Source organism: Salmonella sp. SAL04196, from assembly GCF_046550835.1.
Lineage (GTDB): Bacteria > Pseudomonadota > Gammaproteobacteria > Enterobacterales > Enterobacteriaceae > Salmonella > Salmonella enterica.
Map to the genome: position 1 here is coordinate 30,645 of NZ_JBGDXE010000004.1, position 23,660 is coordinate 54,304.

19 protein-coding genes are annotated in these 23,660 nt (G+C 54.5%); 6 read left to right on the forward strand and 13 right to left on the reverse strand.

The genetic code is table 11. The features are described from left to right. The first annotated feature begins 186 nt into the window (after positions 1-186). Together ACLJPE_RS15330 and ACLJPE_RS15335 are read left to right on the forward strand one after the other, a co-directional pair. Positions 187-5,913 (forward strand): autotransporter domain-containing protein, encoded by a 5,727-nt coding sequence (locus ACLJPE_RS15330; RefSeq protein ID WP_052893983.1) that lies wholly within the window; start codon positions 187-189, stop codon positions 5,911-5,913. A gap of 193 nt (positions 5,914-6,106) precedes the next feature. Then, complete coding sequence (locus ACLJPE_RS15335; protein ID WP_000472321.1) at positions 6,107-6,277, forward strand: YhfL family protein; 171 nt, start codon at positions 6,107-6,109, stop codon at positions 6,275-6,277. 144 nt (positions 6,278-6,421) lie between these two features. On the opposite strand, the gene trpS is transcribed toward ACLJPE_RS15335, so the two are convergent. The 12 genes from trpS to ACLJPE_RS15395 form a co-directional block, all read right to left on the reverse strand. Next, the gene (gene trpS, locus ACLJPE_RS15340) at positions 6,422-7,426 is read right to left on the reverse strand and encodes a tryptophan--tRNA ligase (protein WP_000165562.1); all 1,005 of its coding nucleotides are present in this window, start codon (positions 7,424-7,426) and stop codon (positions 6,422-6,424) included. Beyond that, on the reverse strand, positions 7,419-8,177 hold the full coding sequence (gph, locus tag ACLJPE_RS15345; RefSeq protein WP_000359652.1) for a phosphoglycolate phosphatase: 759 nt from the start codon (positions 8,175-8,177) through the stop codon (positions 7,419-7,421). The genes trpS and gph overlap by 8 nt, the downstream gene beginning before the upstream one ends. Continuing rightward, complete coding sequence (rpe, locus tag ACLJPE_RS15350; protein WP_039513570.1) at positions 8,170-8,847, reverse strand: ribulose-phosphate 3-epimerase; 678 nt, start codon at positions 8,845-8,847, stop codon at positions 8,170-8,172. The genes gph and rpe overlap by 8 nt, the downstream gene beginning before the upstream one ends. Before the next feature lie 17 nt (positions 8,848-8,864). Then, the gene (dam, locus tag ACLJPE_RS15355) at positions 8,865-9,701 is read right to left on the reverse strand and encodes an adenine-specific DNA-methyltransferase (protein WP_000742132.1); all 837 of its coding nucleotides are present in this window, start codon (positions 9,699-9,701) and stop codon (positions 8,865-8,867) included. A 180-nt stretch (positions 9,702-9,881) separates the two neighbouring features. After that, positions 9,882-11,159, reverse strand: a complete 1,278-nt coding sequence (gene damX / locus ACLJPE_RS15360; RefSeq protein WP_000343142.1) for a cell division protein DamX — start codon at positions 11,157-11,159, stop codon at positions 9,882-9,884. A 97-nt stretch (positions 11,160-11,256) separates the two neighbouring features. Further along, positions 11,257-12,345: a 3-dehydroquinate synthase gene (aroB, locus tag ACLJPE_RS15365; protein WP_000439820.1), complete on the reverse strand. Its 1,089-nt coding sequence runs from the start codon at positions 12,343-12,345 to the stop codon at positions 11,257-11,259. A gap of 56 nt (positions 12,346-12,401) precedes the next feature. Then, positions 12,402-12,923 carry a shikimate kinase AroK gene (gene aroK, locus ACLJPE_RS15370; RefSeq protein ID WP_000818621.1) on the reverse strand — a complete coding sequence of 174 codons (522 nt, stop codon included), beginning with the start codon at positions 12,921-12,923 and terminating at the stop codon, positions 12,402-12,404. A gap of 464 nt (positions 12,924-13,387) precedes the next feature. Continuing rightward, positions 13,388-14,626, reverse strand: coding sequence for a DNA uptake porin HofQ (hofQ, locus tag ACLJPE_RS15375; RefSeq protein WP_000832820.1), 1,239 nt, complete (start codon positions 14,624-14,626; stop codon positions 13,388-13,390). Next, positions 14,541-14,942 (reverse strand): HofP DNA utilization family protein, encoded by a 402-nt coding sequence (locus ACLJPE_RS15380; RefSeq protein ID WP_000648142.1) that lies wholly within the window; start codon positions 14,940-14,942, stop codon positions 14,541-14,543. The genes hofQ and ACLJPE_RS15380 overlap by 86 nt, the downstream gene beginning before the upstream one ends. Then, a complete protein-coding gene (locus ACLJPE_RS15385; RefSeq protein ID WP_000992486.1) occupies positions 14,932-15,405 on the reverse strand; it encodes a hypothetical protein in 474 nt (157 codons plus the stop codon). Before ACLJPE_RS15385 ends, ACLJPE_RS15380 begins: the two co-directional genes overlap by 11 nt. Beyond that, a complete protein-coding gene (locus ACLJPE_RS15390; protein ID WP_000951377.1) occupies positions 15,389-15,928 on the reverse strand; it encodes a PilN domain-containing protein in 540 nt (179 codons plus the stop codon). The genes ACLJPE_RS15385 and ACLJPE_RS15390 overlap by 17 nt, the downstream gene beginning before the upstream one ends. Next, positions 15,928-16,707: a hypothetical protein gene (locus ACLJPE_RS15395; protein WP_000874737.1), complete on the reverse strand. Its 780-nt coding sequence runs from the start codon at positions 16,705-16,707 to the stop codon at positions 15,928-15,930. Before ACLJPE_RS15395 ends, ACLJPE_RS15390 begins: the two co-directional genes overlap by 1 nt. Positions 16,708-16,827: 120 nt before the next feature. On the opposite strand from ACLJPE_RS15395, the gene mrcA reads away from it, so the two are divergent. Further along, positions 16,828-19,380: a peptidoglycan glycosyltransferase/peptidoglycan DD-transpeptidase MrcA gene (mrcA, locus tag ACLJPE_RS15400; RefSeq protein WP_000673824.1), complete on the forward strand. Its 2,553-nt coding sequence runs from the start codon at positions 16,828-16,830 to the stop codon at positions 19,378-19,380. Between the two features lie 95 nt (positions 19,381-19,475). On the opposite strand, the gene nudE is transcribed toward mrcA, so the two are convergent. Further along, a complete protein-coding gene (nudE, locus tag ACLJPE_RS15405; RefSeq protein ID WP_000045725.1) occupies positions 19,476-20,039 on the reverse strand; it encodes an ADP compounds hydrolase NudE in 564 nt (187 codons plus the stop codon). A 322-nt stretch (positions 20,040-20,361) separates the two neighbouring features. On the opposite strand from nudE, the gene igaA reads away from it, so the two are divergent. The 3 genes from igaA to hslR all read left to right on the forward strand — a co-directional run bounded on the left by igaA (position 20,362) and on the right by hslR (position 23,639). After that, a complete protein-coding gene (igaA, locus tag ACLJPE_RS15410) occupies positions 20,362-22,494 on the forward strand; it encodes an intracellular growth attenuator protein IgaA (RefSeq protein ID WP_000104092.1) in 2,133 nt (710 codons plus the stop codon). A 64-nt stretch (positions 22,495-22,558) separates the two neighbouring features. Further along, the gene (yrfG, locus tag ACLJPE_RS15415; protein WP_001520508.1) at positions 22,559-23,227 is read left to right on the forward strand and encodes a GMP/IMP nucleotidase; all 669 of its coding nucleotides are present in this window, start codon (positions 22,559-22,561) and stop codon (positions 23,225-23,227) included. A gap of 10 nt (positions 23,228-23,237) precedes the next feature. Further along, positions 23,238-23,639 carry a ribosome-associated heat shock protein Hsp15 gene (hslR, locus tag ACLJPE_RS15420; RefSeq protein WP_000660718.1) on the forward strand — a complete coding sequence of 134 codons (402 nt, stop codon included), beginning with the start codon at positions 23,238-23,240 and terminating at the stop codon, positions 23,637-23,639. Positions 23,640-23,660: the final 21 nt, after the last annotated feature.

Sequence of the window (23,660 nt, forward strand, 5' to 3'; positions counted from 1 at the left end):
CAAATTCCCCCATCATTCATTCACCTAATAAATAACACCGTTAAGCACTCAATTTGACCTGACCTGGTTATCGGGTGATAAAATAAACACTAAAGCATAATTTTCTTCTGGCCATTTCATCATTGCCTGTATCGCTCTCTGCATATGTTTAGTACGCAAGGAAAATATTAATTAAGGATGAACCCTATGCAAAAGAAAAAACTTATTTCTATCGCGATCGCTTTAACGCTACAAAGTTATTACATTCCGGCCATCGCCGCAGAAAATAACGATGATGAAAAAGAATGTCCCAGTAATATCTCCTCCCTGCCTAAAGAAAAACGCGCAAAACTCTCACCGACCTGCCTTGCTACATTACCTGAAAATGATAATCACTGGGGCTGGGTTGCTGGCGGCGTTGCTGCCCTGGTCGCAGGTGTGGCTATTGGCGTTGAAAATAACGGTGGCGGAGATTCTACTCATTCTTATACCCCCCCTACGCCCGACAATGGCGGCAACGTCACCCCGCCCGATGATAGCGGCGATGACGATGTGACCCCGCCTGATGATAGCGGCGATGACGATGTGACCCCGCCTGATGATAGCGGCGATGATGATGTAACCCCGCCCGATGATAGCGGCGATGATGATGTAACCCCGCCCGATGATAGCGGCGATGACGATGTGACCCCGCCCGACGATAGCGGCGATGATGATGTAACCCCGCCTGACGATAGCGGCGATGACGATGTAACCCCGCCTGACGATAGCGGCGATGACGACGACACGCCCACAGATAATTCTGTTACTACCTTCAGCAACGGCGTCACCATCGATAAAGGCAAAGACACCCTGGCCTTCGATAGCTTCAAACTGGATAACGGCAGCGTTCTCGAGGGCGCCGTGTGGAATTATTCAGAACAGGATGACCAGTGGCAGTTGACCACCGAAGACGGCAAAACGCTGAACGTCACCGGCTGGGACGTGACTGACGCCAATGCCGCCGTGATTGAAGGCACCCAGGAAAACGGTCTCTACTGGAAGTACGACAGCCGGGGCTATCTGATTATTGCCGACGATAACACCACGGTTATCACCGGCGACGGCGAATCGCATACCTCCGATCGCGGCATGGATATCAGCGGCCAGGATCGCACCGGCGTGATTATTTCCGGCGATCGAACCGTCAACACGCTCACCGGGGACTCCAGTGTGACCGACGGCGCCACCGGCATGGTGATCTCCGGCGACGGCACCACCAACACCATTTCGGGCCATTCAACGGTAGACAACGCCATCGGCGCGCTGATTTCCGGTAATAATACCACCACCGATTTCTCCGGCGACATTACCGTGAGCGGCGGCGGCACCGCCATCGTCATTGATGGCGACAACGCCACGGTTCAGAATACCGGTACTTCCAGTATCAGCGGCGCAGGCTCCACTGGCACCACCATTGACGGCAATAACGCGCGCGTCAGCAACGACGGCGATATGACCATCACCGACGGCGCCACCGGCGGCCATATTATCGGCGACAACGCGGTTATCGATAATGTCGGGGACACCACCGTCAGCGGCGCGGGGTCCGCTGCGTTGTATGTCGATGGCGATAACACGCTCATTATCAATGAAGGCGATCAGACCATCTCCGGCGGCGCGACCGGTACGCGAATTGACGGCAGTAAGGCCCGTATCGCCAATACCGGCGATATCGCAGTGGATGGCGCAGGCTCTGCCGCTGTAGTTATCAATGGCGACAACGGCAGTCTGACCCAGGCGGGCGATCTGCTGGTCACCGACGGCGCGATGGGTATCATCACCTACGGCACCGGAAATGAAGCAAAAAATACCGGTAACGCCACCGTCCGCGATCAGGACTCGGTGGGTTTTGTGGTCGCTGGCGAACAAAACGCCTTCCGCAACAAAGGGAATATTAACGTCAGCCTCAACGGCACCGGCGCGCTGGTGAGCGGCAATACGTCACAGGTTACGCTGGATGGCGATATTAACGTTATTTCCGAGCAGGACAGCGATGGCGTATTCCGCGGCGCGACGGGCGTAAACGTGAGCGGCGACAGCAACACCGTCAATATCGCTGGCAACGTGAATATGAGCGCTGAGCACGAACAGGATTCTCTGATTGCCAGGCAGCCCTCACTAATCGGTATCACCGTGAGCGGCGCCAACAACGATATCGCCCTTAATGGCGCACTTGACATCAACGTCGGCGATCTGTCGACAGTCAGCGGGCAAGCTCTGGACGTCACCGGTCTGGACATTACAGGTGACGGTAACAACGTAAATATCCGCGGCGGTATTGACATTACCCATAGCGAGGGTGGGGATACCTCGTCCAGCACCGTCACAGGTATCAATCTCAACGGCGACAGCGAAGTTACGCTAAGCGGCCAGTCCACAATAGATACAACCACCGTTACAGGAGGCGAGGTCATACTGGCCAGGGTCAGCAACGGCGGTTCTCTGATTCTGGATGACGACTCAACCATTGATATTAATGCTAATTATATAAATGTTGACGCTTACACTGACAATGCGCTATTAATCGCTAACGGAGAAAATTCATCAATTGCGAACCAGGGCGATATCACAAGCCACGGCGTCTATTCCATTATGCGCGCCGACAATGGCGCAACCATCAGCAACAGCGGTGAGATCCTGATTTACGCAACCAGCAACAACGGCGGCGACGATCGTACTGCCGTTACCCGCGCCAACGGCGCAGGTTCAGTGGTTCATAACCAATCTGGCGGCGATATCACCATCATATCTGACCGGCAACCTGTAAAAAATTACGGTATTTCCTATTTCCCGCTGAAATGGTACAGCCATACCTTCTATGCAATGCTCGCTTCTGGATATGGCGATGTTGTCAATGATGAAGACGCCGCCATCCATTTGCAGGGTGCTGGCGTATATGGGGTTAGCGCCAGCAGAGGAACGGCGCTGAACGCAGGCGATATTTATCTGGACGGTTTTGTTCCGACGCTGGATGATGAAGGTAATATTACCAGTACAGACTACTGGCATCCGTCATCGCTCTATCTCACCAGTTCAGGAATGGTCGCAGGCTCAACCGACGGTGATGGCGACGCCACCGCCACCAATACCGGCACCATTAACGTTAACAACGCCGGGTTTGGCATGATGGCGCTCAATGGCGGCGTCGCCATTAACCAGGGCACCATTAATCTCACCGCCGATGAGGGCGTCACCAAAACCGATGATAACCAGCTGGTCGGCATGGCGGCGCTCAACGGCGGGACCGTCATCAACGATACCACTGGCACCATCAATATCGATGCCTCTTACGGTAAACCGTTCCTGGCCGACAACAACAGCAGCGTGATTAACTACGGCACCGTGTGCTTTGACAGCAACTGTCAGAGCAGCGACCAGTACAACCCGACCGACAGCAACGTCTCCCTGGCTTTTGCTGATGGCGATGTCATTACCGCCGCAGGTGAAACGCTTACTGGCGAAACCATTATCACCAGTCCGATCGCAACGCAGACCGTACACGTCACCAACGCAGGCATCGTCAGCGGCGGCAAGGTCACCGTCAGAAATTACGGTGATGTCATCAACGAAGCCACCGGCAGCATCAGCAGCGTCGGCATCGACAAAGGCGGCGTCTACACCAACGAGGGAACAACGGCTGCCGTTTCCGTAGACGGCGGCATGTTCAACAATACCGGCACCGTGACCGGGAAAACGGGGACCACGGTAGCGGGTTCCATTATCAACAACAGCGGTTCCATGAACGCGGTTGAGCAGTGGGCCAGCACCATGAATAACACAGGCACAGTGTCGGCCTGGGTCGGCGCATCGGGCAGTACGGTACTGAATAACTACTCAGGCGGCGAAATCGATAAGCTGAACTTTACCGGTGCCGCAACCGTTAATAACGCAGGGATCATCAACAATGGTTCTGTTGATAAAGGCGGTACGTTTAATAACCTCGAAGGCGGCGTCGTAACGCTAATAAACGACGGCCTGTGGGCTGGCGCCTTCAATAACTGGGGAACGGTGAATAGCGATGCCGATATCGCGACGGGAAAAAATACACACACTCTGTATAACGGCAGCACTGGCGTCATCAACGGGCAGATCACCACGGCGAAAAATAACGGCGGCAGCAAGGCAATTAACGACGGTACCATCAACATTGATAAAACCGGCAATGTGGCGATGTCGGCGCATGGCAGCGCGAAGATGGTCAACAACGGTGAAATTAACGTCGGTACTAAAGGCACCACGCAGACCGGCATGGTCGGGATGCAGCTTGAGTCTGACGCAAAATCCGATGCGGTTATCGAAAACAACGGCACCATCAATATCTACGCCAGTAATTCGTATGCATTCAGCCAGTTAGGCAGCAACGGCCATATCGTCAACAACGGTACGGTTTATATTGATGACAGCGTAACCGGCTCCGGCTTTATCAAGCAGAGCGGTAAAACCATCGAAGGCAGCGGTGAAAACGGCGACGGTACGGAAGTGCATTATGTTGACTTTATTGCGCCAACGGAACCGACCATTAACGATGGCATGACGACCGTGACCACCGGCGACAGCGCAGGCTCATCCACCACCAACAACCTGTCCGGCTACGTGGTCGGCACCAGCGCCGACGGCAGCGCCGGTAAGCTTAAAGTCAGCAACGCCAGCATGAACGGCGTGGAAATCAACACCGGCTTTGCCGCAGGCACCGCCGACACCACCGTCAGCTTCGACAACGTGGTCGAAGGCAGCAACCTGTCTGACGCCGGCGCAATCCAGTCCACTACCGTGGTGTGGAACGCGCAGGGAAGCCAGGACAGCGACGGCAACGTTGACGTCACCATGACCAAAAACGCCTATGCCGATGTCGCGACCGACGCCAGCGTCTCCGGCGTGGCGAGCGCGCTGGACGCCGGTTATACCAACAACGAGCTGTACACCAGCCTCAACGTTGGCACCACCGCCGAACTGAACAACGCTCTGAAACAGGTCAGCGGCGCTCAGGCCACCACCGTGTTCCGCGAAGCGCGCATCCTCAGTAACCGCTTTAACATGCTGGCCGACGCGGCCCCGCAGATTAAAGACGGCCTGGCGTTTAACGTAGTGGCGAAAGGCGATCCGCGCGCTGAACTGGGCAACGACACTCAGTACGACATGCTGGCGCTGCGCCAGAAGCTGGATTTGACCACAAGCCAGAATCTGACGCTGGAGTACGGTATTGCGCGTCTGGATGGCGACGGTTCGAAAACCGCGGGCGATAACGGCCTGACCGGCGGCTACAGTCAGTTCTTCGGCCTGAAGCACAGCATGGCGTTTGAAGAAGGTCTGGCGTGGAATAACAGCCTGCGTTATGACGTGCATAACCTGGACAGCAGTCGCTCCGTCTCGTATGGCGACACCAACAAGGTGGCGGATTCCGACGTACGTCAGCAGTACCTTGAGTTCCGCAGCGAAGGGGCAAAAACCTTCACTCTGATGAGTGATACGCTGAAAGTCACGCCGTATGCCGGGGTGAAATTCCGCCACACCATGGAAGATGGCTACAAAGAGCGCAGCGCCGGAGATTTTAACCTGTCCATGAACTCTGGCAACGAAACGGCGGTAGACTCTCTTGTCGGTCTGAAGCTGGATTACGCCGGGAAAGACGGCTGGAGCGCCACCGCTACCCTGGAAGGCGGCCCGAACCTGAGCTACAGCAAGAGCCAGCGTACAGCGTCATTACAGGGTGCGGCGGGTCAATCGTTCGGCATAGATGACGGTCAAAAAGGCGGCGGAGTTAATGGCCTGGCAACCATCGGCGTGAAATATAGCAGCAATGATACTGCGCTACATCTGGATGCGTACCAGTGGAAGGAAGACGGTATCAGCGATAAAGGCTTTATGCTTAACGTTAAGAAAACATTTCGTTAAATAAACGACATTATATAACACTAATACAGGCCGCTTATTATTAAGCGGCCTTTTTTAAATCATATTTACTGGTAAAGATGAAGTCCTTATTTGGACTACCTGCATGGTTTATTAATTGCTATCGTACTATACGCTAAATAGATCTTATATTTATTCCACCATTAGTGTTCGTTTTATCAACAAGGATTTTGACATGTTCAAATTTGTAAAAATTGCCATTGTGGCAGGGGTTCTGGCAACGCTCACCGCCTGTACCGGTCATATCGAAAACAAAAAAAACAACTGCAGCTACGATTATTTGCTGCACCCTGCAATTTCTATTTCTAAAATTATTGGTGGTTGCGGCCCGGCTGCCGATCAATAATAGAAACGACTGCGCAGATACAAAAAAACCGGGATTTTCCCGGTTTTTTTACAGGTCAGATAAACGGTACGGCGCAGATGCCTTGTCCAACTTACGCTCGTTTGTAGGCCCGATAAGCTCGCGCCATCGGGCACGCAATACCCCTTACGGTTTCGCCACAAAGCCAATAGCTTCGTAAACGGCTTTCAGCGTTTCGGCCGCACGTGCGCTGGCTTTTTCCGCCCCGTCTTTCATCACCTTCTGCAAGAACGCTTCGTCGTTGCGGAAACGATGATAGCGCTCCTGCAACTCAGACAACATTCCGGAAACCGCCTCCGCCACTTCGCCTTTCAAATGGCCATACATTTTACCTTCAAACTGTTTTTCCAGTTCAGGAATGCTCTGACCGGTCACGGCGGAAAGAATATCCAGCAGGTTAGAGACACCCGCTTTCTCTTTCACATCATAACGCACTACCGGCGGCTCGTCGGAGTCAGTGACCGCTCGTTTGATTTTCTTCACTACCGATTTCGGATCTTCCAGCAGGCCGATGACGTTATTACGGTTATCGTCCGATTTGGACATTTTCTTTGTCGGCTCCAGCAGCGACATCACGCGCGCGCCGGATTTTGGAATAAACGGTTCCGGTACTTTGAAAATATCGCCATACAGCCCGTTGAAACGCTGGGCGATATCGCGGCTCAGTTCCAGATGCTGCTTCTGATCTTCGCCTACCGGCACCAGATTGGTTTGGTACAACAGGATGTCTGCCGCCATCAGCACCGGGTAATCAAACAGGCCGGCGTTAATGTTTTCCGCATAGCGCGCAGATTTATCTTTAAACTGCGTCATACGGCTCAGCTCGCCGAAATAGGTATAGCAGTTCAGCGCCCAGCCAAGCTGCGCATGTTCCGGCACATGGGACTGAACGAAAATAGTGCTCTTTTCAGGATCAATACCACATGCCAGGTACAGCGCCAGCGTATCCAGCGTCGCTTTACGTAGCTGCTGCGCGTCCTGACGCACGGTAATAGCATGTTGGTCTACGATGCAGTAGATGCAATGATAGTCATCCTGCATGTTTACCCACTGACGCAATGCCCCCATATAGTTGCCAATGGTCAATTCACCTGAGGGCTGTGCGCCACTAAAAACGATGGGCTTAGTCATTTTTTATTTCCTGGTTATCGCTATGCGGAAGCCCAAGTGCGGGCAAAAGATCGTTAAAACTGTCATAAATGACGTCCGGCTCGCTAAGAGCGATCGCTTCGCCATAATTGTAGCCGTATGTCAGGCCAACCGAAGGGCAGCCCGCCGCTTTTGCAGCCTGAATATCATTACGCGAATCGCCGACAAAAAGCATCTGCTCCGGCATCATGCCCAGCCGGCTTGCCACCAGCAACAGCGGCTCCGGATGCGGCTTCTTATTTTGCACATCATCGCCGCCGATAACCACACTAAAGTATTTGGCGATATCAAGCGATTCCAGCAACGGCGCGACGAACGGCGTCGGTTTGTTGGTCACCAAACCTAATGACAATCCGCTGGCGTGCAGCGCGCCCAGCGTGTCGGCGACATGCGGAAATAAAAAGGTGCCTTCTTCCGCCACTTCGCCATAATACCTGTCGAACAATTTACGCAGAATGCGTACCTGTTCCTCGGCAGGAATATCTTCATCAACGGGCGGTTTCCCCATCGTCTTACGCAGCGTGGCGCGCTCCTCGCGAGCCCAGGTCAGCGCGCGTTCCATCAATACGTCTGCGCCGTTACCAATCCAGGTAATCACGCGCTCCTCGCCCGCGACCGGCAGTTCCAGCGCATACAGCGCCATATCCACCGCCGCGGCAAGACCCGGCGCGCTATCCACCAGCGTGCCGTCAAGATCAAAGGCGACGCCCCGAATATTCTGCAACTTATCCATGACTTACCTTTGCCAGCTCACTGCGCATTTCATCAATCACTTTTTTGTAGTCGGTCTTATCGAAAATTGCCGACCCTGCAACAAACATGTCCGCGCCTGCTGCGGCGATCTCGCCGATATTGTTCACCTTCACGCCGCCATCCACTTCCAGGCGAATGTCGTAACCGGACGCATCAATGCGGCGTCGCACTTCGCGCAGTTTATCCAGCGTCTGCGGAATAAAAGACTGGCCGCCGAAGCCTGGGTTCACGGACATCAGCAGGATCACATCCAGTTTGTCCATGACGTAATCGAGATAACTGAGCGGCGTTGCCGGGTTGAATACCAGCCCCGCTTTACAGCCGTGCTCTTTAATCAGCTGTAGCGTGCGGTCAACATGTTCGGAGGCTTCCGGGTGAAAGGTAATGATGCTCGCGCCAGCGGCGGCAAAGTCGGGCACGATACGGTCGACTGGCTTGACCATCAGGTGGACATCAATAGGCGCGGTAATACCGTACTGACGCAGGGATTTCAGCACCATCGGGCCGATAGTCAGGTTCGGCACATAGTGATTATCCATGACGTCAAAGTGTACAACATCAGCACCGGCAGCCAGCGCTTTGGCGGTGTCTTCACCCAGGCGAGCAAAATCAGCCGACAGAATTGAGGGGGCAATCAAATACTGTTTCATCCGCTTCTCCTTGAGAATTATTTTCTTGCAGGCGTGGCGACTCCTGGTTGGTACAGAGCCAGCAGTTCGTCCACCTTTTTACGTGTGCCGCCGTTGCTGCTTATACTGCGTCTAACTTTGACGACATGCAATTTTGCGAGTTGATACCACTCGCGTGTGAGCGCCGTATCATGGTTGGAAATGAGCACCGGTATCCGGTTACTGACCAGATTCTCAGCGATTTCCGCCAGATGCGCTTGTTGCGTCAGGCTAAAACTATTGGTGTGATACGCTGTGAAGTTAGCCGTGGCGGACAACGGCGCATAAGGCGGATCGCAATAGACCACCGACGACTTGTCCGCACGCGCCATACTGTCTGCGTATGACTCACAGTAAAAGAACGCATTCTGCGCTTTTTCTGCAAAGTGGTACAACTCCGCTTCCGGGAAATAAGGTCTTTTATAACGACCAAACGGTACATTAAATTCCCCGCGCAAGTTATAGCGACAGAGTCCGTTATAACCGTAGCGGTTCAGATATAAAAATAGTACCGCCCGACGAAAGGGGTCCTGGCAGGTGTTGAACTCCTCACGGAGTTGGTAATAGACCTCAGCCTGGTTAGTTTCAGGCATAAACAGCTCGCGCGAAGCCTGTACGTACTCGTCAGTACGTAACTTCACGATGTTATAGAGGCTAATAAGGTCGCTGTTGATATCGGCGAGGATATAACGAGAAAAGTCGGTGTTAAGAAACACCGATCCGGCACCCACAAAAGGTTCGACAAGGCACTCGCCTTTTGGCAAATGTCGTTTGATATCATCAAGCAGAGGGTATTTTCCCCCTGCCCACTTCAAAAAAGCGCGATTTTTTTTCATGCTGACTAACTAATTACACCTTCTCCGGCTGTGGAGAAAGCTCCGACAGCATCCTGCGCTTTAGGCTGTGCCGCGTTGCTTTACGGCGCATTTGACGGTAGCAAATGCGCCCCTCGCGCCTGTCCTGAACAAAAATAGCTGTCAGCGACACTCACAGGCAATTGCAGGACACAGCCTGGATTATTTCAGATCGGCCTGAACCTGATGCAACGGTTTTGCCCACGGGTTTTTCGCCTGCACATCGGCAGGTAAGGTGGACACCGCACGTTTAGCATCCTCTTTCGAAGCATACATCCCCGTTACCAGCACATACCACGGTTGTCCATTACGCGTCGTCTCGTATACCACATAATTTTTCAGGTTCTCTTTCTTCGCCCAACCGTTCAGGTTGTCGTAATTTGAAGAACTACTGAGCTGCAATGTGTAGTGGCTGGATGGCGCGCTCTTTAACGCGCCAACGTTGCCGGCGCTTTTCCCGCCGCCTGCGACAGGCGTCGTCGAGGCTTGCGCTGGCTTCGCGGTTTGTACTGGCGCAGCGCTTGCCGTCGCTGTCGGCGCAGCCGTCGTGGTGGTCGCTTTCGGCGTCGCGGCTGGCGCTGCCGGTTCCGTGCGTTTCACTGGCGCGACCGGTTTCTTCGGTTCCGCAGTCGTGGTTTTCGCCGTGGTCTGCGGTTTCTTAGGTTCAATGACGGCCTGTTTACGTTCCGGACGCGTGGTATGACGCTCGGCAGGTTCGCTAACCGCCGCCTGACGCGTCGTGCTGCCATTGCGAACTGGCGCGACGGTTGCAGGCTCTGTCGGCAACGTAGAGTTCACCGCAACATTGTTCATCTGCTCTGGATTCTGCGTCAGCGCATTATTCAGATCGCCCTGCACTTCCACGCGCTGCTGACCGTCAGCGACCACAGGCGACTGTCCCTGCGTCGGCGTTGAAGAAATCGGCGGCAACGAAATATCCTGCGACGTATTGCCCGCGGTTTGTTCTGCGGAGGTGGCGCCCGGCGCAGGCTGGGTCGCATTCGCCTGATCGGCGGCGTTACCGGAAAGATCGATACTCTTTTCGCCAGAGGCCGACGGCTCGCTGGAAGACGTTGAGGGGGCTTTCAGCGCGGAGCCGATACCGATAATCAATAGCAGCAGCACCAGTACGCCAACGCCCATCATCATGTACTGACGAGAGGCTGGCTTATGGGCCGCTTTTTTACGCTTACGTGGACGGCGTTCAACACGCTCTTCGTCCACCGTATCGTCTTCATCGGATTCGTACTCTTCTTCAACTTCAGGTTCTTCACTACGCGCTTTACGCGTACGCGTCGGACGGCGATCGTCGGCATCCAGATCAACGTCATCAAAGTTGATCTGTGGCTCATTATCGCGTTCTGAAGATTGACGAGAACGACCAGTACGACGATCGCTGGGATCGGGTTTCAGCTCGTCTTCTGGTTTGAATTCATCCATTTAACACCCCACTCAAAGGTTAATGCTTACGACATTGCACATAACCTGAAGCTAAAAGACTGACATCTACGCAATATCAGTCTGACCTTTCTTGTTGTTACGCCTGCTGACAGTCAGCAATCGCGCTAAGAACGACTTCGTGCGACACTCCGCCGCGCACTTCACTTTTCCCTATGGCCAGCGGAAGCACTAAACGCAGCTCCCCCGCTAACACTTTTTTATCTCGCAGCATGTGCGGCAAATAGTCCTGCGCGGACATCTCGCAAGGGCCATTGACTGGCAACCCGGCCCGTTCGAGTAGAGCGATGATGCGCTGCGTATCAGCAGAACTGAACTGCCCCAAACGCTCGGATGCGCGCGCAGCCATCACTATACCTGCGGCAACGGCTTCACCATGTAACCAATTGCCATATCCCATTTCCGCTTCAATGGCGTGGCCAAAGGTATGTCCAAGATTCAGTAAAGCACGTAAGCCCGCTTCACGCTCGTCGGCGGCAACAACTTCGGCTTTCAGCTCGCAACAACGACGAATACAGTACGCCATCGCCGGACCGTCCAGACGCAATAGCGCATCCAGATTATCCTCAAGCCAAGTGAAGAAGTCTGCGTCGAGTATAATGCCGTATTTGATCACCTCTGCCAGTCCCGATGCCAGTTCGCGTGCGGGAAGCGTTTTCAGGCAATCAAGATCGACAACCACAGAAGCGGGTTGGTAAAACGCGCCAATCATGTTTTTGCCAAGGGGATGGTTGACGGCGGTTTTCCCGCCCACGGAAGAATCAACCTGCGACAGTAAGGTAGTTGGCACCTGGATGAAACGTACGCCTCGCTGGTAGCTGGCCGCCGCAAAACCGGTGAGATCGCCAATCACGCCGCCGCCAAGCGCGACCAGCGTGGTATCACGACCATGCGGTTTTTTCAGTAACGCCGTAAACACCGTATCCAGCACCGTCAGGCTCTTATACTGCTCGCCGTCAGGAAGAATCACGCTGTCTACGTTAACGCCCGCCCGTTCGAGTACGCCGCGAACCTTGTCCAGATAAAGCGGCGCCAGGGTTTCGTTGGTCACTAACATGACCTGATCGCCTGATTTCAGCGGCAAGAATGAAGCTGGTTCGTTAAACAAACCAGCCGCGATGGTGATCGGGTAACTACGTTCCCCGAGAGTGACTGTAATCCTCTCCATGACGCGACATCCACCTTAGTTACTTGTGCCCGCTTACCCAGCGTATTCTGCTTGAATTAGTTGCTTTCCAGCATATGAATAATCTGGTTTGCCACAACCTTAGCGCTTTGATCGTCGGTGCGAATGGTGACGTCGGCAATCTCTTCGTACAGCGGATTGCGTTCGTTAGCCAGCGCTTCCAGAACTTCGCGAGGCGGTGCTTCAACCTGCAACAGCGGGCGTTTTTTATCACGCTGCGTACGCGCCAGTTGTTTTTCGATGGTCGTTTCAAGGTAGACCACGACGCCACGCGCGGAGAGACGGTTACGCGTTTCACGCGATTTTACAGAGCCACCGCCGGTTGCCAGCACAATACCCTGTTTTTCCGTCAATTCGTTGATAACTTTTTCTTCACGATTACGGAAGCCGTCTTCACCTTCAACATCGAAGACCCAGCCCACATCAGCTCCGGTTCGTTTCTCAATCTCTTGATCAGAATCGTAAAATTCCATATTGAGTTGTTGAGCTAACTGGCGCCCAATAGTGCTTTTTCCGGCACCCATAGGCCCAACCAGAAAGATATTGCGTTTCTCTGCCATTTTTTCGGTACTACTAAGACTATTCGTTAATGGTAAACCCGCTTCACAGACACCCAGCGCAGCAGGACATGAACTGAAACCTCATAAGATATTGCGAGAGTCAGACTGAAAATTATCTCAATACTCAAGCGGGTTTGGCAACTGAATAAATCACCAAGCCTGATTGTTGCAAAACCCGAGTTAGCGTTGCCGGATGGCGACCAGAACAACATATCCGGCCTACAAATTGCTCTACTTTCAAACAATTGTGCGCAATCCGCAGAACCAATACGTCTGCATCAGCGGACATTCAGCCGTTTATCATCGGTCTTATGCACACCTTCGGCAAGGCAAAGCGCATTAATCAATGCGTCAGCAACGAAAAGCACGACTCTCAAATCGGTACTCCTTGTATGCTAAATACATCCGCACGTCAAATCCCGCAGATGCGTTCAGTGCAAAAACAGCGCTTTTTTATGCATAAATTATTCTGTCGCCACCAGTCTGGGGGTGATAAACACCACTAATTCGCGTCGCTCGTCCTCTTTGCCGTCATGGCGGAAGAGCTGACCAAGCCAGGGAATATCCCCCAGCAGCGGCACGCTATCGCTACCCGATTTATTTTTTCGCGAAAAAATACCGCCCAGCGCCAGCGTCTCGCCGCTTTTTACCTCTACCTGCGTTTCAATTTCCTGTTTATCTATCGCCAGCACTTCGCCGTCAGCCTGTTGTAGTACCTGACCGGGGACATTCTGGCTGATATGTAACTTCAGGCGGATGCGCCCTTTTTGCAAAACGGTGGGCGTCACTTCCATTCCCAGCACCGCTTCTTTAAATTCCACGGAGGTCGCGCCGCTTTCGCCGCTGGAAACCTGATAAGGAATTTCGCTGCCTTGCTTGATACTGGCTGGCTGCAGATGCGAAGCCAGCAGCCGGGGGCTGGCGATAATATCCAACTGCTGCTTTTGTTCCAGCGCTGACAGCTCTAGATCCAGCAAGCGTCCGTTAATGCGCCCGATGTTAAACCCGACGCGTGAGGTGGCGGCGGCGACGGATAAATCACTGGAAAGCGTCGTCACGTCACCCACCGCGCCCGCTTGCGTCGCGTCAGCCAGCGTCCACTTTACGCCCAGTTCCCGTAGACTCTTTTCGTTAATGGTGACGATATGCGCCGCCAGTTCCACCTGCGCCACCGGCAGATCCATTTGCGATACCCATTTTTCCAACTCCGCCAGGGCCGCGCGATTATCGCGCAACAGCAGGCGGTTGGTGCGCTTATCTACCATGATGGTTCCCTTCGCGCTCAGGAGTTTCTCGCCCGCTTTCGCCAGTTCGGCGGCATCGGCGTATTGCAGGCTAATGCTGCGGTTTTCCAGCGGTAAATTAGCCTGAAGCCTTAACCGCTCGGCATCCTGCCGCGCACTGTGTTCTTTCTGCCAGGCCTGTGAATGAACATGGAGAATATTCCCCTCCTGACGCAGCACCAGCCCAGCGCTATTGACCACCGTCTGTAGCGCCTGTTTCCACGGCACATCCGTCAGATGTAGCGATAATGTCCCGCTGACGTCCGGCGACACCACCAGATTCTGCCGCTCCTGCTCGGCTAAAGTCTGCAAAACCTGCACCACAGGGACGTCGTCAACCACCAGCGTCACTTTCGCCGCTTTTCCCGCCTGTGCGGCGGGCATCAAGACTATCAGTATTATGGCTATCCATCGCTTCATTGCCCGCTCCCTGACGTAGCCACCGCCACTGCGGCGGCGCACAATTTTTACCGGTCGTTAACGTTAAGGCTTCCGCCGTCAGGCGGACAATCGTCCAACCGTTTTCCAGCGTCTGCCCTTCTTCCACTCGCCGCCATTTTTGCTGGCTATCTTTAAGAATGCCTGTCCATCGCTCGCCTTTACGTACCGCGCCCTGATATCGCCACTGCGAGAGTTCCGCTATCCGGCAGCGATCTTCCGGCGGGCGGAAGGGATCGCGCATTCCTGTCAACGTCAGCAAACAAAAACAGAGCAATACACTACGGCTAGCCTTCATTCGCCAGGCGCTCCAGTTGCAGCGTTATCAATAATTCCGCCCCCTCTCTACGCAATGAAAACCGACTTACGCTCATCTCGCTTTCGGCCAACCGGACAAACAGTGACGGCACCGCATCCCAGGACGTTTTCAGCGCCATTTCTCCCCCCTGCGCCGATGGCTGCCAGTGCAGCAAACGCAGGGGAGGAGCCTGGAAATCTAACGGCGAAAAAGGACGCGGATTTTCAACGGTGCGCCCGAAAAGCGGTTCAGCCGCGACGCTCAGACGGCGCAGATGACGCCACTGTTGTCGGGCGGCCTCGCGCTGCTGGCTTAACCGCGTTTGTTGCGTATCCAGCGTTTTCCAGCCGGGATAGCCCACAGATAACGCGACCGTCAGCGTCAGGCACAGCACGCCTGCACACCAACAAAAAACCCGACCACGGCGCGACATCCCGTACCAGATATCAAAGAGCGCGTTCACGGGCGGCGCTCCTCGTTAACTGATAATGGAACTGCCAGCGCCCTTGCGCATCCTGCCGCGTGGCGCCCGTGCGGTTTAGCGGAAAACTGACATAGTGACGAAGCGATGTCTCAAGCGTGAGCAGGGCGTCAAACGTTCTCGCCAGCCCTTCCAGCTCTAGCGTCTCTTGCTGATAATTGAGGCTTGTCAGCCATGCCTGATCTGGCAACAGGTTGGCAAGGTCAGTCAAGATAGATTGCCAGGCTTGCGTCAGTTCACGCTGCGCCTGACGTTGTAATCGCGCCTGTTGCTGCCGCTGACGCTGCTGCAACTGCGGTATGTTCGCCGCAAGCGCCGTCGTGCGTCCGTTTTCCGCCGTCAGTAGCAGTTCATTAATCCTCCCCTCCTGCCAAAAAACCAACCGGGCGATCGTCGCGAGGCTTGCTATCAGCAGCAGGGACGCGCCCCATACCACGCACCACAGCCGCAGACGCGCTACGTAATGTTGGTGCCGCCAGGGGAGCAAATTGACAGAATGCGCCATCAGCGTATCTCCCCCATGGCTAAACCCAGCGCAATCGCAAAGCGATAACCGTCCGGCGGAACCGGCGGTTGGCGGACGGTAACGACGCGCCAGGGGTCGAATTCGCCTTCGGCGCATAACGAAATATGTTCCGGCACGACGGATAACGTCGCGGCAAGATCATGCAGCGTCGTCGCCTCGCACGCCGATTTACGCCCCCACGCATAGCGCGTCGCCCACAGCCACTGGCTCTCATCGCGCCAGACCAGACATTGCCGCCCCGAAGGTATAAACGGCAGCAAGCGCTGTAACGCGCAGGCATCGGGAGTTACAGCAGCGATGCGCACATTGAGCGTTTGCGCCAGCGTTAACAGCGCTGAAATTTCTTTGCTTTGCACGGCGGTAACGTTGAACGCGGGGCTCAGCGCATCGTCCTGAAAGTCGAAACGCAATAAGTCCGGATCCATATCCAGCTCACGCGCCATCGTTTGTGAAAGCCATGCGACTTGCTCACGTTCCCGCAGACGCATCGGCGGATGTGGAAAAGCGCGTTGCAATGTCCGATTTGCGGGAAAAGAGAGATAAATACGGTGACGTAGCGGCAGCTCGCGGCTCCAGGGTCGCAGTACGTGAGCCAGCGATTGCGGGTCAGGAATCGTACCCTCTGCCGTGGAGGCGTTCATCAGCGGCAGTCGCCACCAACGTTGCAGAGACCAGCCCGATGCGCCGCGAATAACGGCGATGGCCAGCGCTTCATGCTGCTGAATATGCAATCCTATTTGCCAGGTTTTAAAAGCCATAACGGTCGATCTCCTTATCACCCGTCGCGTTAACGGGTATATCAATGCGTCTGGCTTGCCTTTATACTACCGCGCGTTTGTTTATAAACTGCCCAAATGACACTAAATGGGAAATCTCCAGTGAAGTTCGTAAAGTATTTATTGATCCTTGCAGTATGTTGCATCCTGCTGGGAGCAGGCTCGATTTATGGCCTTTATCGCTATATTGAGCCGCAGCTACCTGACGTCGCGACATTGAAAGATGTGCGTTTGCAAATTCCGATGCAGGTTTACAGCGCGGATGGCGAACTTATCGCGCAATATGGCGAAAAACGTCGTATTCCCGTTACGCTCGATCAAATTCCGCCGGAAATGATCAACGCCTTTATCGCCACCGAAGATAGCCGCTTTTATGAGCATCACGGCATTGACCCGGTAGGTATTTTCCGTGCGGCCAGCGTCGCGCTCTTCTCCGGTCACGCATCGCAGGGAGCAAGTACCATTACCCAGCAACTGGCGCGAAACTTCTTCCTTAGCCCCGAACGCACGCTGATGCGCAAGATCAAGGAAGCGTTTCTGGCGATTCGTATTGAGCAGATGCTGAATAAAAATGAGATCCTCGAACTCTATCTGAACAAGATCTATCTCGGCTACCGCGCCTATGGCGTTGGCGCGGCGGCACAGGTCTACTTTGGTAAGACGGTCGACCAGCTTAGCCTAAGCGAAATGGCGGTTATCGCCGGGCTACCTAAAGCGCCTTCTACCTTTAACCCGCTCTACTCGATGGATCGGGCGATAGCGCGCCGTAACGTAGTGCTTTCGCGAATGTTAAGCGAGGGATATATCACTCAGGCGCAGTACGATCAGGCCCGTAGCGAACCTATCGACGCAAATTATCACGCGCCGGAAATCGCCTTCTCCGCACCTTATCTGTCGGAAATGGTGCGCCAGGAAATGTATAACCGTTATGGCGAAAGCGCCTACGAAGATGGTTATCGTATTTACACGACCATCACCCGCAAAGTGCAGCAGGCCGCGCAACAGGCGGTGCGTAATAACGTGCTGGACTATGACATGCGCCACGGTTATCGCGGCCCGGCGAATGTGCTATGGAAAGTGGGCGAAACGGCGTGGGACAGTAAAAAAATTACCGATACGTTGAAAGCGTTGCCGACCTACGGACCGCTGCTTCCCGCCGTGGTCACCAGCGCTAATCCGCAAGAGGCGACCGCTGCGCTTGCCGACGGTACGTCCGTTTCGCTACGTATGGAAGGAATGCGTTGGGCGCGGCCTTACCGCTCGGATACACAGCAGGGGCCGACGCCGCGTAAAGTTACCGATGTCGTCCAGACAGGTCAGCAAATCTGGGTTCGTCAGGTGGATAACGACTGGTGGCTGGCGCAGGTACCGGAAGTGAACTCCGCGCTGGTTTCGCTTAACCCGCAAACAGGCGCGGTACTGGCGCTGGTCGGCGGTTTCGATTTTAATCAGAGTAAATTTAACCGCGCGACGCAAGCTTTGCGTCAGGTGGGGTCGAACATCAAACCGTTCCTCTACACCGCCGCAATGGATAAAGGGCTGACGCTTGCCAGTATGCTCAACGATGTGCCGATTTCCCGCTGGGACGCCGGGGCAGGTTCAGACTGGCGTCCGAAAAACTCCCCGCCGCAGTACGCCGGACCGATTCGTTTACGCCAGGGGCTGGGGCAGTCGAAAAACGTGGTGATGGTACGCGCCATGCGCGCCATGGGCGTCGACTATGCGGCGGAGTATCTGCAACGCTTCGGCTTCCCGGCGCAGAATATCGTGCATACCGAATCGCTGGCGCTGGGCTCCGCCTCCTTCACGCCGATGCAGGTTGCGCGCGGTTATGCGGTGATGGCGAACGGCGGTTTCCTGATCGACCCGTATTTCATCAGCAAGATTGAGAACGATCAGGGCGGCGTGATCTTCGAAGCGAAACCGAAAATCGCCTGCCCGGAGTGCGATATCCCGGTCATTTACGGCAATACGCAGAAATCCGACGTGCTGGAAAACACCAATGTGGAAGAGGTCGCGGTTTCGCAAGAGCAGCAAAACAGCGCCGTACCGATGCCTGAGCTGGAACAGGCAAACCAGGCGCTGGTCGCGCAAAACGGCACGCAGGAGTACGCGCCGCATGTGATCAATACGCCGCTGGCGTTTCTGATCAAAAGCGCGCTGAACACCAATATCTTCGGCGAACCCGGCTGGATGGGTACCGGCTGGCGTGCGGCGCGCGACCTTAAACGTCGCGATATCGGCGGCAAAACCGGTACGACCAACAGCTCGAAAGACGCATGGTTCTCCGGCTATGGTCCTGGCGTCGTCACTTCCGTATGGATCGGCTTTGACGATCACCGCCGTGATTTAGGCCGCACTACCGCTTCCGGCGCGATCAAAGATCAAATCTCCGGCTATGAGGGCGGCGCGAAGAGCGCGCAACCTGCATGGGACGCCTATATGAAAGCCGTGCTGGAAGGCGTGCCGGAACAGCCGCTAACGCCGCCGCCGGGCATTGTCACGGTGAATATCGACCGCAGTACCGGACAACTGGCGAGCGGCGGTAACAGCCGTGAAGAGTATTTCATCGAAGGCACGCAGCCGACACAACAGGCGGTACACGAGGTGGGAACCACCATTATTGATAATGGTGAAACACACGAACTGTTCTGATCAAAAAAGGCGCTCCGGCGCCTTTTTTATTGTGTTTAGCGGATGACGGCGAACGGGGAGACGAACCTCCCGTTGGCTTGATCAACGCCGCGCCATCAGGCAATTCGGCCCTGCGCTTTCAACCACTCGCGTACCAGAAACAGCGCGCTGACGTTGCGGGCCTCGTTAAAATCGGGGTCTTCCAGCAGATCCATTAAATGCGCCAGCGGCCAGCGTACCTGCGGCAATGGCTCAGGCTCGTCGCCTTCCAGCGACTCCGGATAGAGATCTTCCGCCACCACGATATTCATTTTGCTGGAAAAATAAGAGGGCGCCATGCTGAGTTTTTTTAAGAAGGTCAGGTTATGCGCGCCAAACCCGACCTCTTCTTTGAGCTCCCGGTTCGCCGCTTCAAAAACGGTCTCGCCCGGGTCGATCAATCCTTTCGAGAAGCCCAGCTCATAGGATTCGGTTCCCACCGCATACTCACGAATAAGAATCAGATGCTCATCAACGATCGGCACAATCATTACCGCCTCACGGGTTGATGGTCGCATACGTTCATACACGCGACGCACGCCGTTGCTGAACTCCAGATCCACGCTTTCTACGTTAAACAGTCGGGATTGTGCGACGGTTTCCACTTTCAGAATGGTGGGTTTTTGTAATGATTTGCTCATTGTGAGAATCTTTGCAGTGTAATCTGTGGTCATTGTGCGACATACCGCACGGTTTCGGCAATGCGAATTGCCGTTTATTTACATTTATGTAACGTAATAAAAATTAATTCTTATTTCAAATTAAAAGTCAATAGGTTGAAATAACTCCAGGAATTTGCTGATATTCCGTTTTTGGTGGTATTGCTATGATTTGCCTTCACTGGGATGCGCTTTACAATGCTCAAGTTCAACTCCACGCTTGCCGATAGCCAACCACAGAAAAATGTTTATTGGACAGGGTGCGACTGACCACGCCTGACAGACTTAGTAAGATGGGGAAAGCATGAGCACCATTCTGATTTTTATAGCTGCTTTGCTGGCCTGCTCTCTACTGGCAATATGGCGGTTCCGGGTAAAGTCCAGACGAGGGAGCTTACCGTGGATCAGCGCCTTTCAGGACGCGCAAACGCGTAAACTGTTGCCCGAAGAGCGCAGCGCGGTAGAAAACTATCTCGATAACCTTAGCCAGATCCAGCAAGTTCCGGGGCCGACAGGTGCCAGTGCTGCGCCCATCTCGCTGACGCTGAACGCGGAAAGCAACAGTGTCGTGATACTGACCCACTCCATCACCCGCTACGGCATTACCACTGACGATCCTAATAAATGGCGCTACTACCTCGACTCCGTCGAAGTCCATCTGCCGCCTTTCTGGGAACAGTACATCAATGATGAAAACAACGTTGAGCTGATCCTCACGGATACGCTGCCGCTGGTGATCTCTTTAAACGGCCATACGCTGCAAGAGTATATGCAGGAGTCGCGCGGCTACGCGCTACAGAATACGGCCTCTACGCAGGCGTCGATTCGCGGCGAAGAGAGCGAGCAGATTGAGCTGTTGAATATCCGTCAGGAGACCCACGAAGAATATGCGCTCAGCCGCCCGGCTGGCTTGCGCGAAGCGTTGTTAATCGTCGCCTCCTTTTTGTTATTCTTTTTCTGTCTGATAACACCAGACGTTTTTGTACCGTGGATGATAGGCGGCGCGATCCTGCTGCTGGCAGCCGGACTTTGGGGACTTTTTGCGCCGCCGTCGAAAAGCGCGCTGCGGGAAATTCACTGTCTGCGGGGAACGCCCCGCCGCTGGGGACTGTTTGGGGAGAATAATCAGGAGCAGATTAACAATATTTCGCTGGGCATCATCGACCTTATTTACCCTGCCCACTGGCAACCCTACATTACGCAGGATCTTGGGCAACAAACGGATATTGATATTTACCTTGATCGCCATGTCGCCCGCCAGGGCCGGTTTTTATCCCTGCATGATGAAGTGAAAAACTTTCCGTTGCAGCACTGGTTACGCAGCACTGTTATTGCTATCGGTTCGCTGCTGGTGTTGTTTATGCTGCTGTTCTGGATCCCGCTGGATATGCCAATCAAGTTCACGCTATCGTGGATGAAAGGCGCGCAAACCATTGAAGCGACAACGGTAAAACAGCTTGAAAAGGCTGGCGTGCGGGTGGGTGATACGCTGCACCTGAGCGGTAAAGGAATGTGTAATATTCATTCCGGGGCGACCTGGAGCGGCCAGTCTAACTCACCGTTTATGCCGTTCGATTGCTCGCAAATCATCTGGAATGACGCGCCTGCGCTACCGCTGCCGGAATCAGACCTGGTGAATAAAGCGATGGCGCTAAGCCAGGCGGTAAATCGTCAGCTCCATCCAAAACCCGAAGACGACTCGCGCGTCAGCGCATCTTTACGCTCCGCGATCCAAAAATCGGGCATGGTATTATTAGATGACTTTGGCGATATTGTTCTGAAAACCGCTGATTTGTGCGCGGCGGAAGACGAGTGCGTGCGCCTGAAAAATGCGCTGGTTAATCTCGGTAACAGTAAGGACTGGAACGCGCTGGTGAAACGCGCGAACGCCGGCAAACTGGACGGCGTCAACGTGCTGCTACGCCCCGTAAGCGCAGAGTCGCTGGAAAATCTGGTCACGACCTCAACGGCGCCGTTTATTTCTCGCGAGACCGCGCGTGCCGCCCAGTCGCTGAATAGCCCCGCTCCCGGCGGATTCCTGATCGCCAGCGATGAAGGCAGCGAACTGGTTGATCAGGCCTGGCCGTCAACGCCGCTGTATGACTATCCCGCGCAGGAACAGTGGAGCGCCTTCCAGCGTCTGGCGCAAACGCTCATGCAGACGCCATTTAGCGCCGAGGGCATTGTCACCAGCGTGTATACCGATGCCAACGGTACGCAGCATATCAGCCTGCATCGTATCCCCGATAAATCCGGCTGGTGGCGTTACCTCGGCACCACGCTGCTGATGTTGGCAATGATAGTGAGCGCGGTCTACAACGGCATTCAGGCGTTCAGACGTTATCAACGCCACCGTACCCGTATGGCGGACATCCAGGAATACTATGAAAGCTGCCTCAATCCCAGGTTAACCGTCTCTCCGGAAAATCTCATCTGATAGCGCCGCCGTGCGACAGGGTATGCTACCCTGTCGCGCAAATTGCGTTACCCTGGAGTTCCCCATGCATATTGATATTGACTGGCAAAACGTGGATACCGTTTTGCTGGATATGGACGGCACGCTGCTCGATCTCGCGTTCGATAACTATTTCTGGCAAAAGCTGGTACCGGAAACCTACGGCGCGCAGCAGGGTATTTCGCCGCAGGACGCGCAGGAATATATTCGCCAGCAGTATCATGCCGTACAGCATACGCTAAACTGGTACTGTCTGGATTACTGGAGCGAGCGTCTGGGTCTGGATATTTGCGCCATGACGACGGCGCAAGGGCCGCGCGCCGTTTTGCGCGACGATACCGTACCGTTTCTGAATGCATTAAAAGCCAGCGGGAAACGTCGGATTCTGCTCACCAATGCGCATCCACATAACCTGGCGGTGAAGCTGGAGCATACCGGTCTGGCCTCACACCTTGATTTATTACTTTCCACCCACACATTTGGTTATCCCAAAGAGGATCAGCGGTTATGGCGCGCTGTCACTGAGGAAACGGGAATAAGCGCAGAGAAAACGCTGTTTATCGATGACAGCGAACCGATTCTCGACGCCGCCGCCCGGTTTGGTATTCGCTACTGTCTTGGCGTGACGAATCCCGATTCCGGCCTGGCGGAAAAGCACTATACGCGCCATCCGTCTCTGAACGACTACCGCCGTCTGATCCCCTCGCTGATGTGAAGGAGACGCCATGAAAGAAAAGTCCTCCGTTGAGGTCAGACTGGATAAATGGCTGTGGGCCGCGCGTTTTTATAAAACCCGCGCGCTGGCCCGCGAGATGATTGAAGGCGGTAAGGTGCATTACAACGGCCAGCGCAGTAAGCCGAGCAAAATCGTCGAGCTGAACGCTACCCTTAGCCTGCGTCAGGGAAATGACGAACGGACGGTGATCGTTAAAGCCATCACCGAACAGCGCCGTCCGGCCAGCGAAGCCGTCGCTCTGTATGAAGAGACGGCGGAAAGCGTGGAAAAACGCGAAAAAATGGCGCAGGCGCGCAAGCTTAACGCCCTGACCATGCCGCATCCGGACAGGCGACCGGACAAGAAAGAGCGCCGCGACCTGTTACGATTTAAACACGGCGACAGCGAATAACTGTCACCCGCAAGAGAGATG

What these genes read in the sequence shown, in the direction of transcription:
- ACLJPE_RS15330 (WP_052893983.1), top strand. Translation starts at nt 187, where the DNA reads ATGCAAAAGAAAAAACTTATTTCTATCGCGATCGCTTTAACGCTACAA.
- ACLJPE_RS15335 (WP_000472321.1), top strand. Translation starts at nt 6,107, where the DNA reads ATGTTCAAATTTGTAAAAATTGCCATTGTGGCAGGGGTTCTGGCAACG.
- trpS (WP_000165562.1), bottom strand. Translation starts at nt 7,426, where the DNA reads ATGACTAAGCCCATCGTTTTTAGTGGCGCACAGCCCTCAGGTGAATTG.
- gph (WP_000359652.1), bottom strand. Translation starts at nt 8,177, where the DNA reads ATGGATAAGTTGCAGAATATTCGGGGCGTCGCCTTTGATCTTGACGGC.
- rpe (WP_039513570.1), bottom strand. Translation starts at nt 8,847, where the DNA reads ATGAAACAGTATTTGATTGCCCCCTCAATTCTGTCGGCTGATTTTGCT.
- dam (WP_000742132.1), bottom strand. Translation starts at nt 9,701, where the DNA reads ATGAAAAAAAATCGCGCTTTTTTGAAGTGGGCAGGGGGAAAATACCCT.
- damX (WP_000343142.1), bottom strand. Translation starts at nt 11,159, where the DNA reads ATGGATGAATTCAAACCAGAAGACGAGCTGAAACCCGATCCCAGCGAT.
- aroB (WP_000439820.1), bottom strand. Translation starts at nt 12,345, where the DNA reads ATGGAGAGGATTACAGTCACTCTCGGGGAACGTAGTTACCCGATCACC.
- aroK (WP_000818621.1), bottom strand. Translation starts at nt 12,923, where the DNA reads ATGGCAGAGAAACGCAATATCTTTCTGGTTGGGCCTATGGGTGCCGGA.
- hofQ (WP_000832820.1), bottom strand. Translation starts at nt 14,626, where the DNA reads ATGAAGCGATGGATAGCCATAATACTGATAGTCTTGATGCCCGCCGCA.
- ACLJPE_RS15380 (WP_000648142.1), bottom strand. Translation starts at nt 14,942, where the DNA reads ATGAAGGCTAGCCGTAGTGTATTGCTCTGTTTTTGTTTGCTGACGTTG.
- ACLJPE_RS15390 (WP_000951377.1), bottom strand. Translation starts at nt 15,928, where the DNA reads ATGGCGCATTCTGTCAATTTGCTCCCCTGGCGGCACCAACATTACGTA.
- ACLJPE_RS15395 (WP_000874737.1), bottom strand. Translation starts at nt 16,707, where the DNA reads ATGGCTTTTAAAACCTGGCAAATAGGATTGCATATTCAGCAGCATGAA.
- nudE (WP_000045725.1), bottom strand. Translation starts at nt 20,039, where the DNA reads ATGAGCAAATCATTACAAAAACCCACCATTCTGAAAGTGGAAACCGTC.
- igaA (WP_000104092.1), top strand. Translation starts at nt 20,362, where the DNA reads ATGAGCACCATTCTGATTTTTATAGCTGCTTTGCTGGCCTGCTCTCTA.
- yrfG (WP_001520508.1), top strand. Translation starts at nt 22,559, where the DNA reads ATGCATATTGATATTGACTGGCAAAACGTGGATACCGTTTTGCTGGAT.
- hslR (WP_000660718.1), top strand. Translation starts at nt 23,238, where the DNA reads ATGAAAGAAAAGTCCTCCGTTGAGGTCAGACTGGATAAATGGCTGTGG.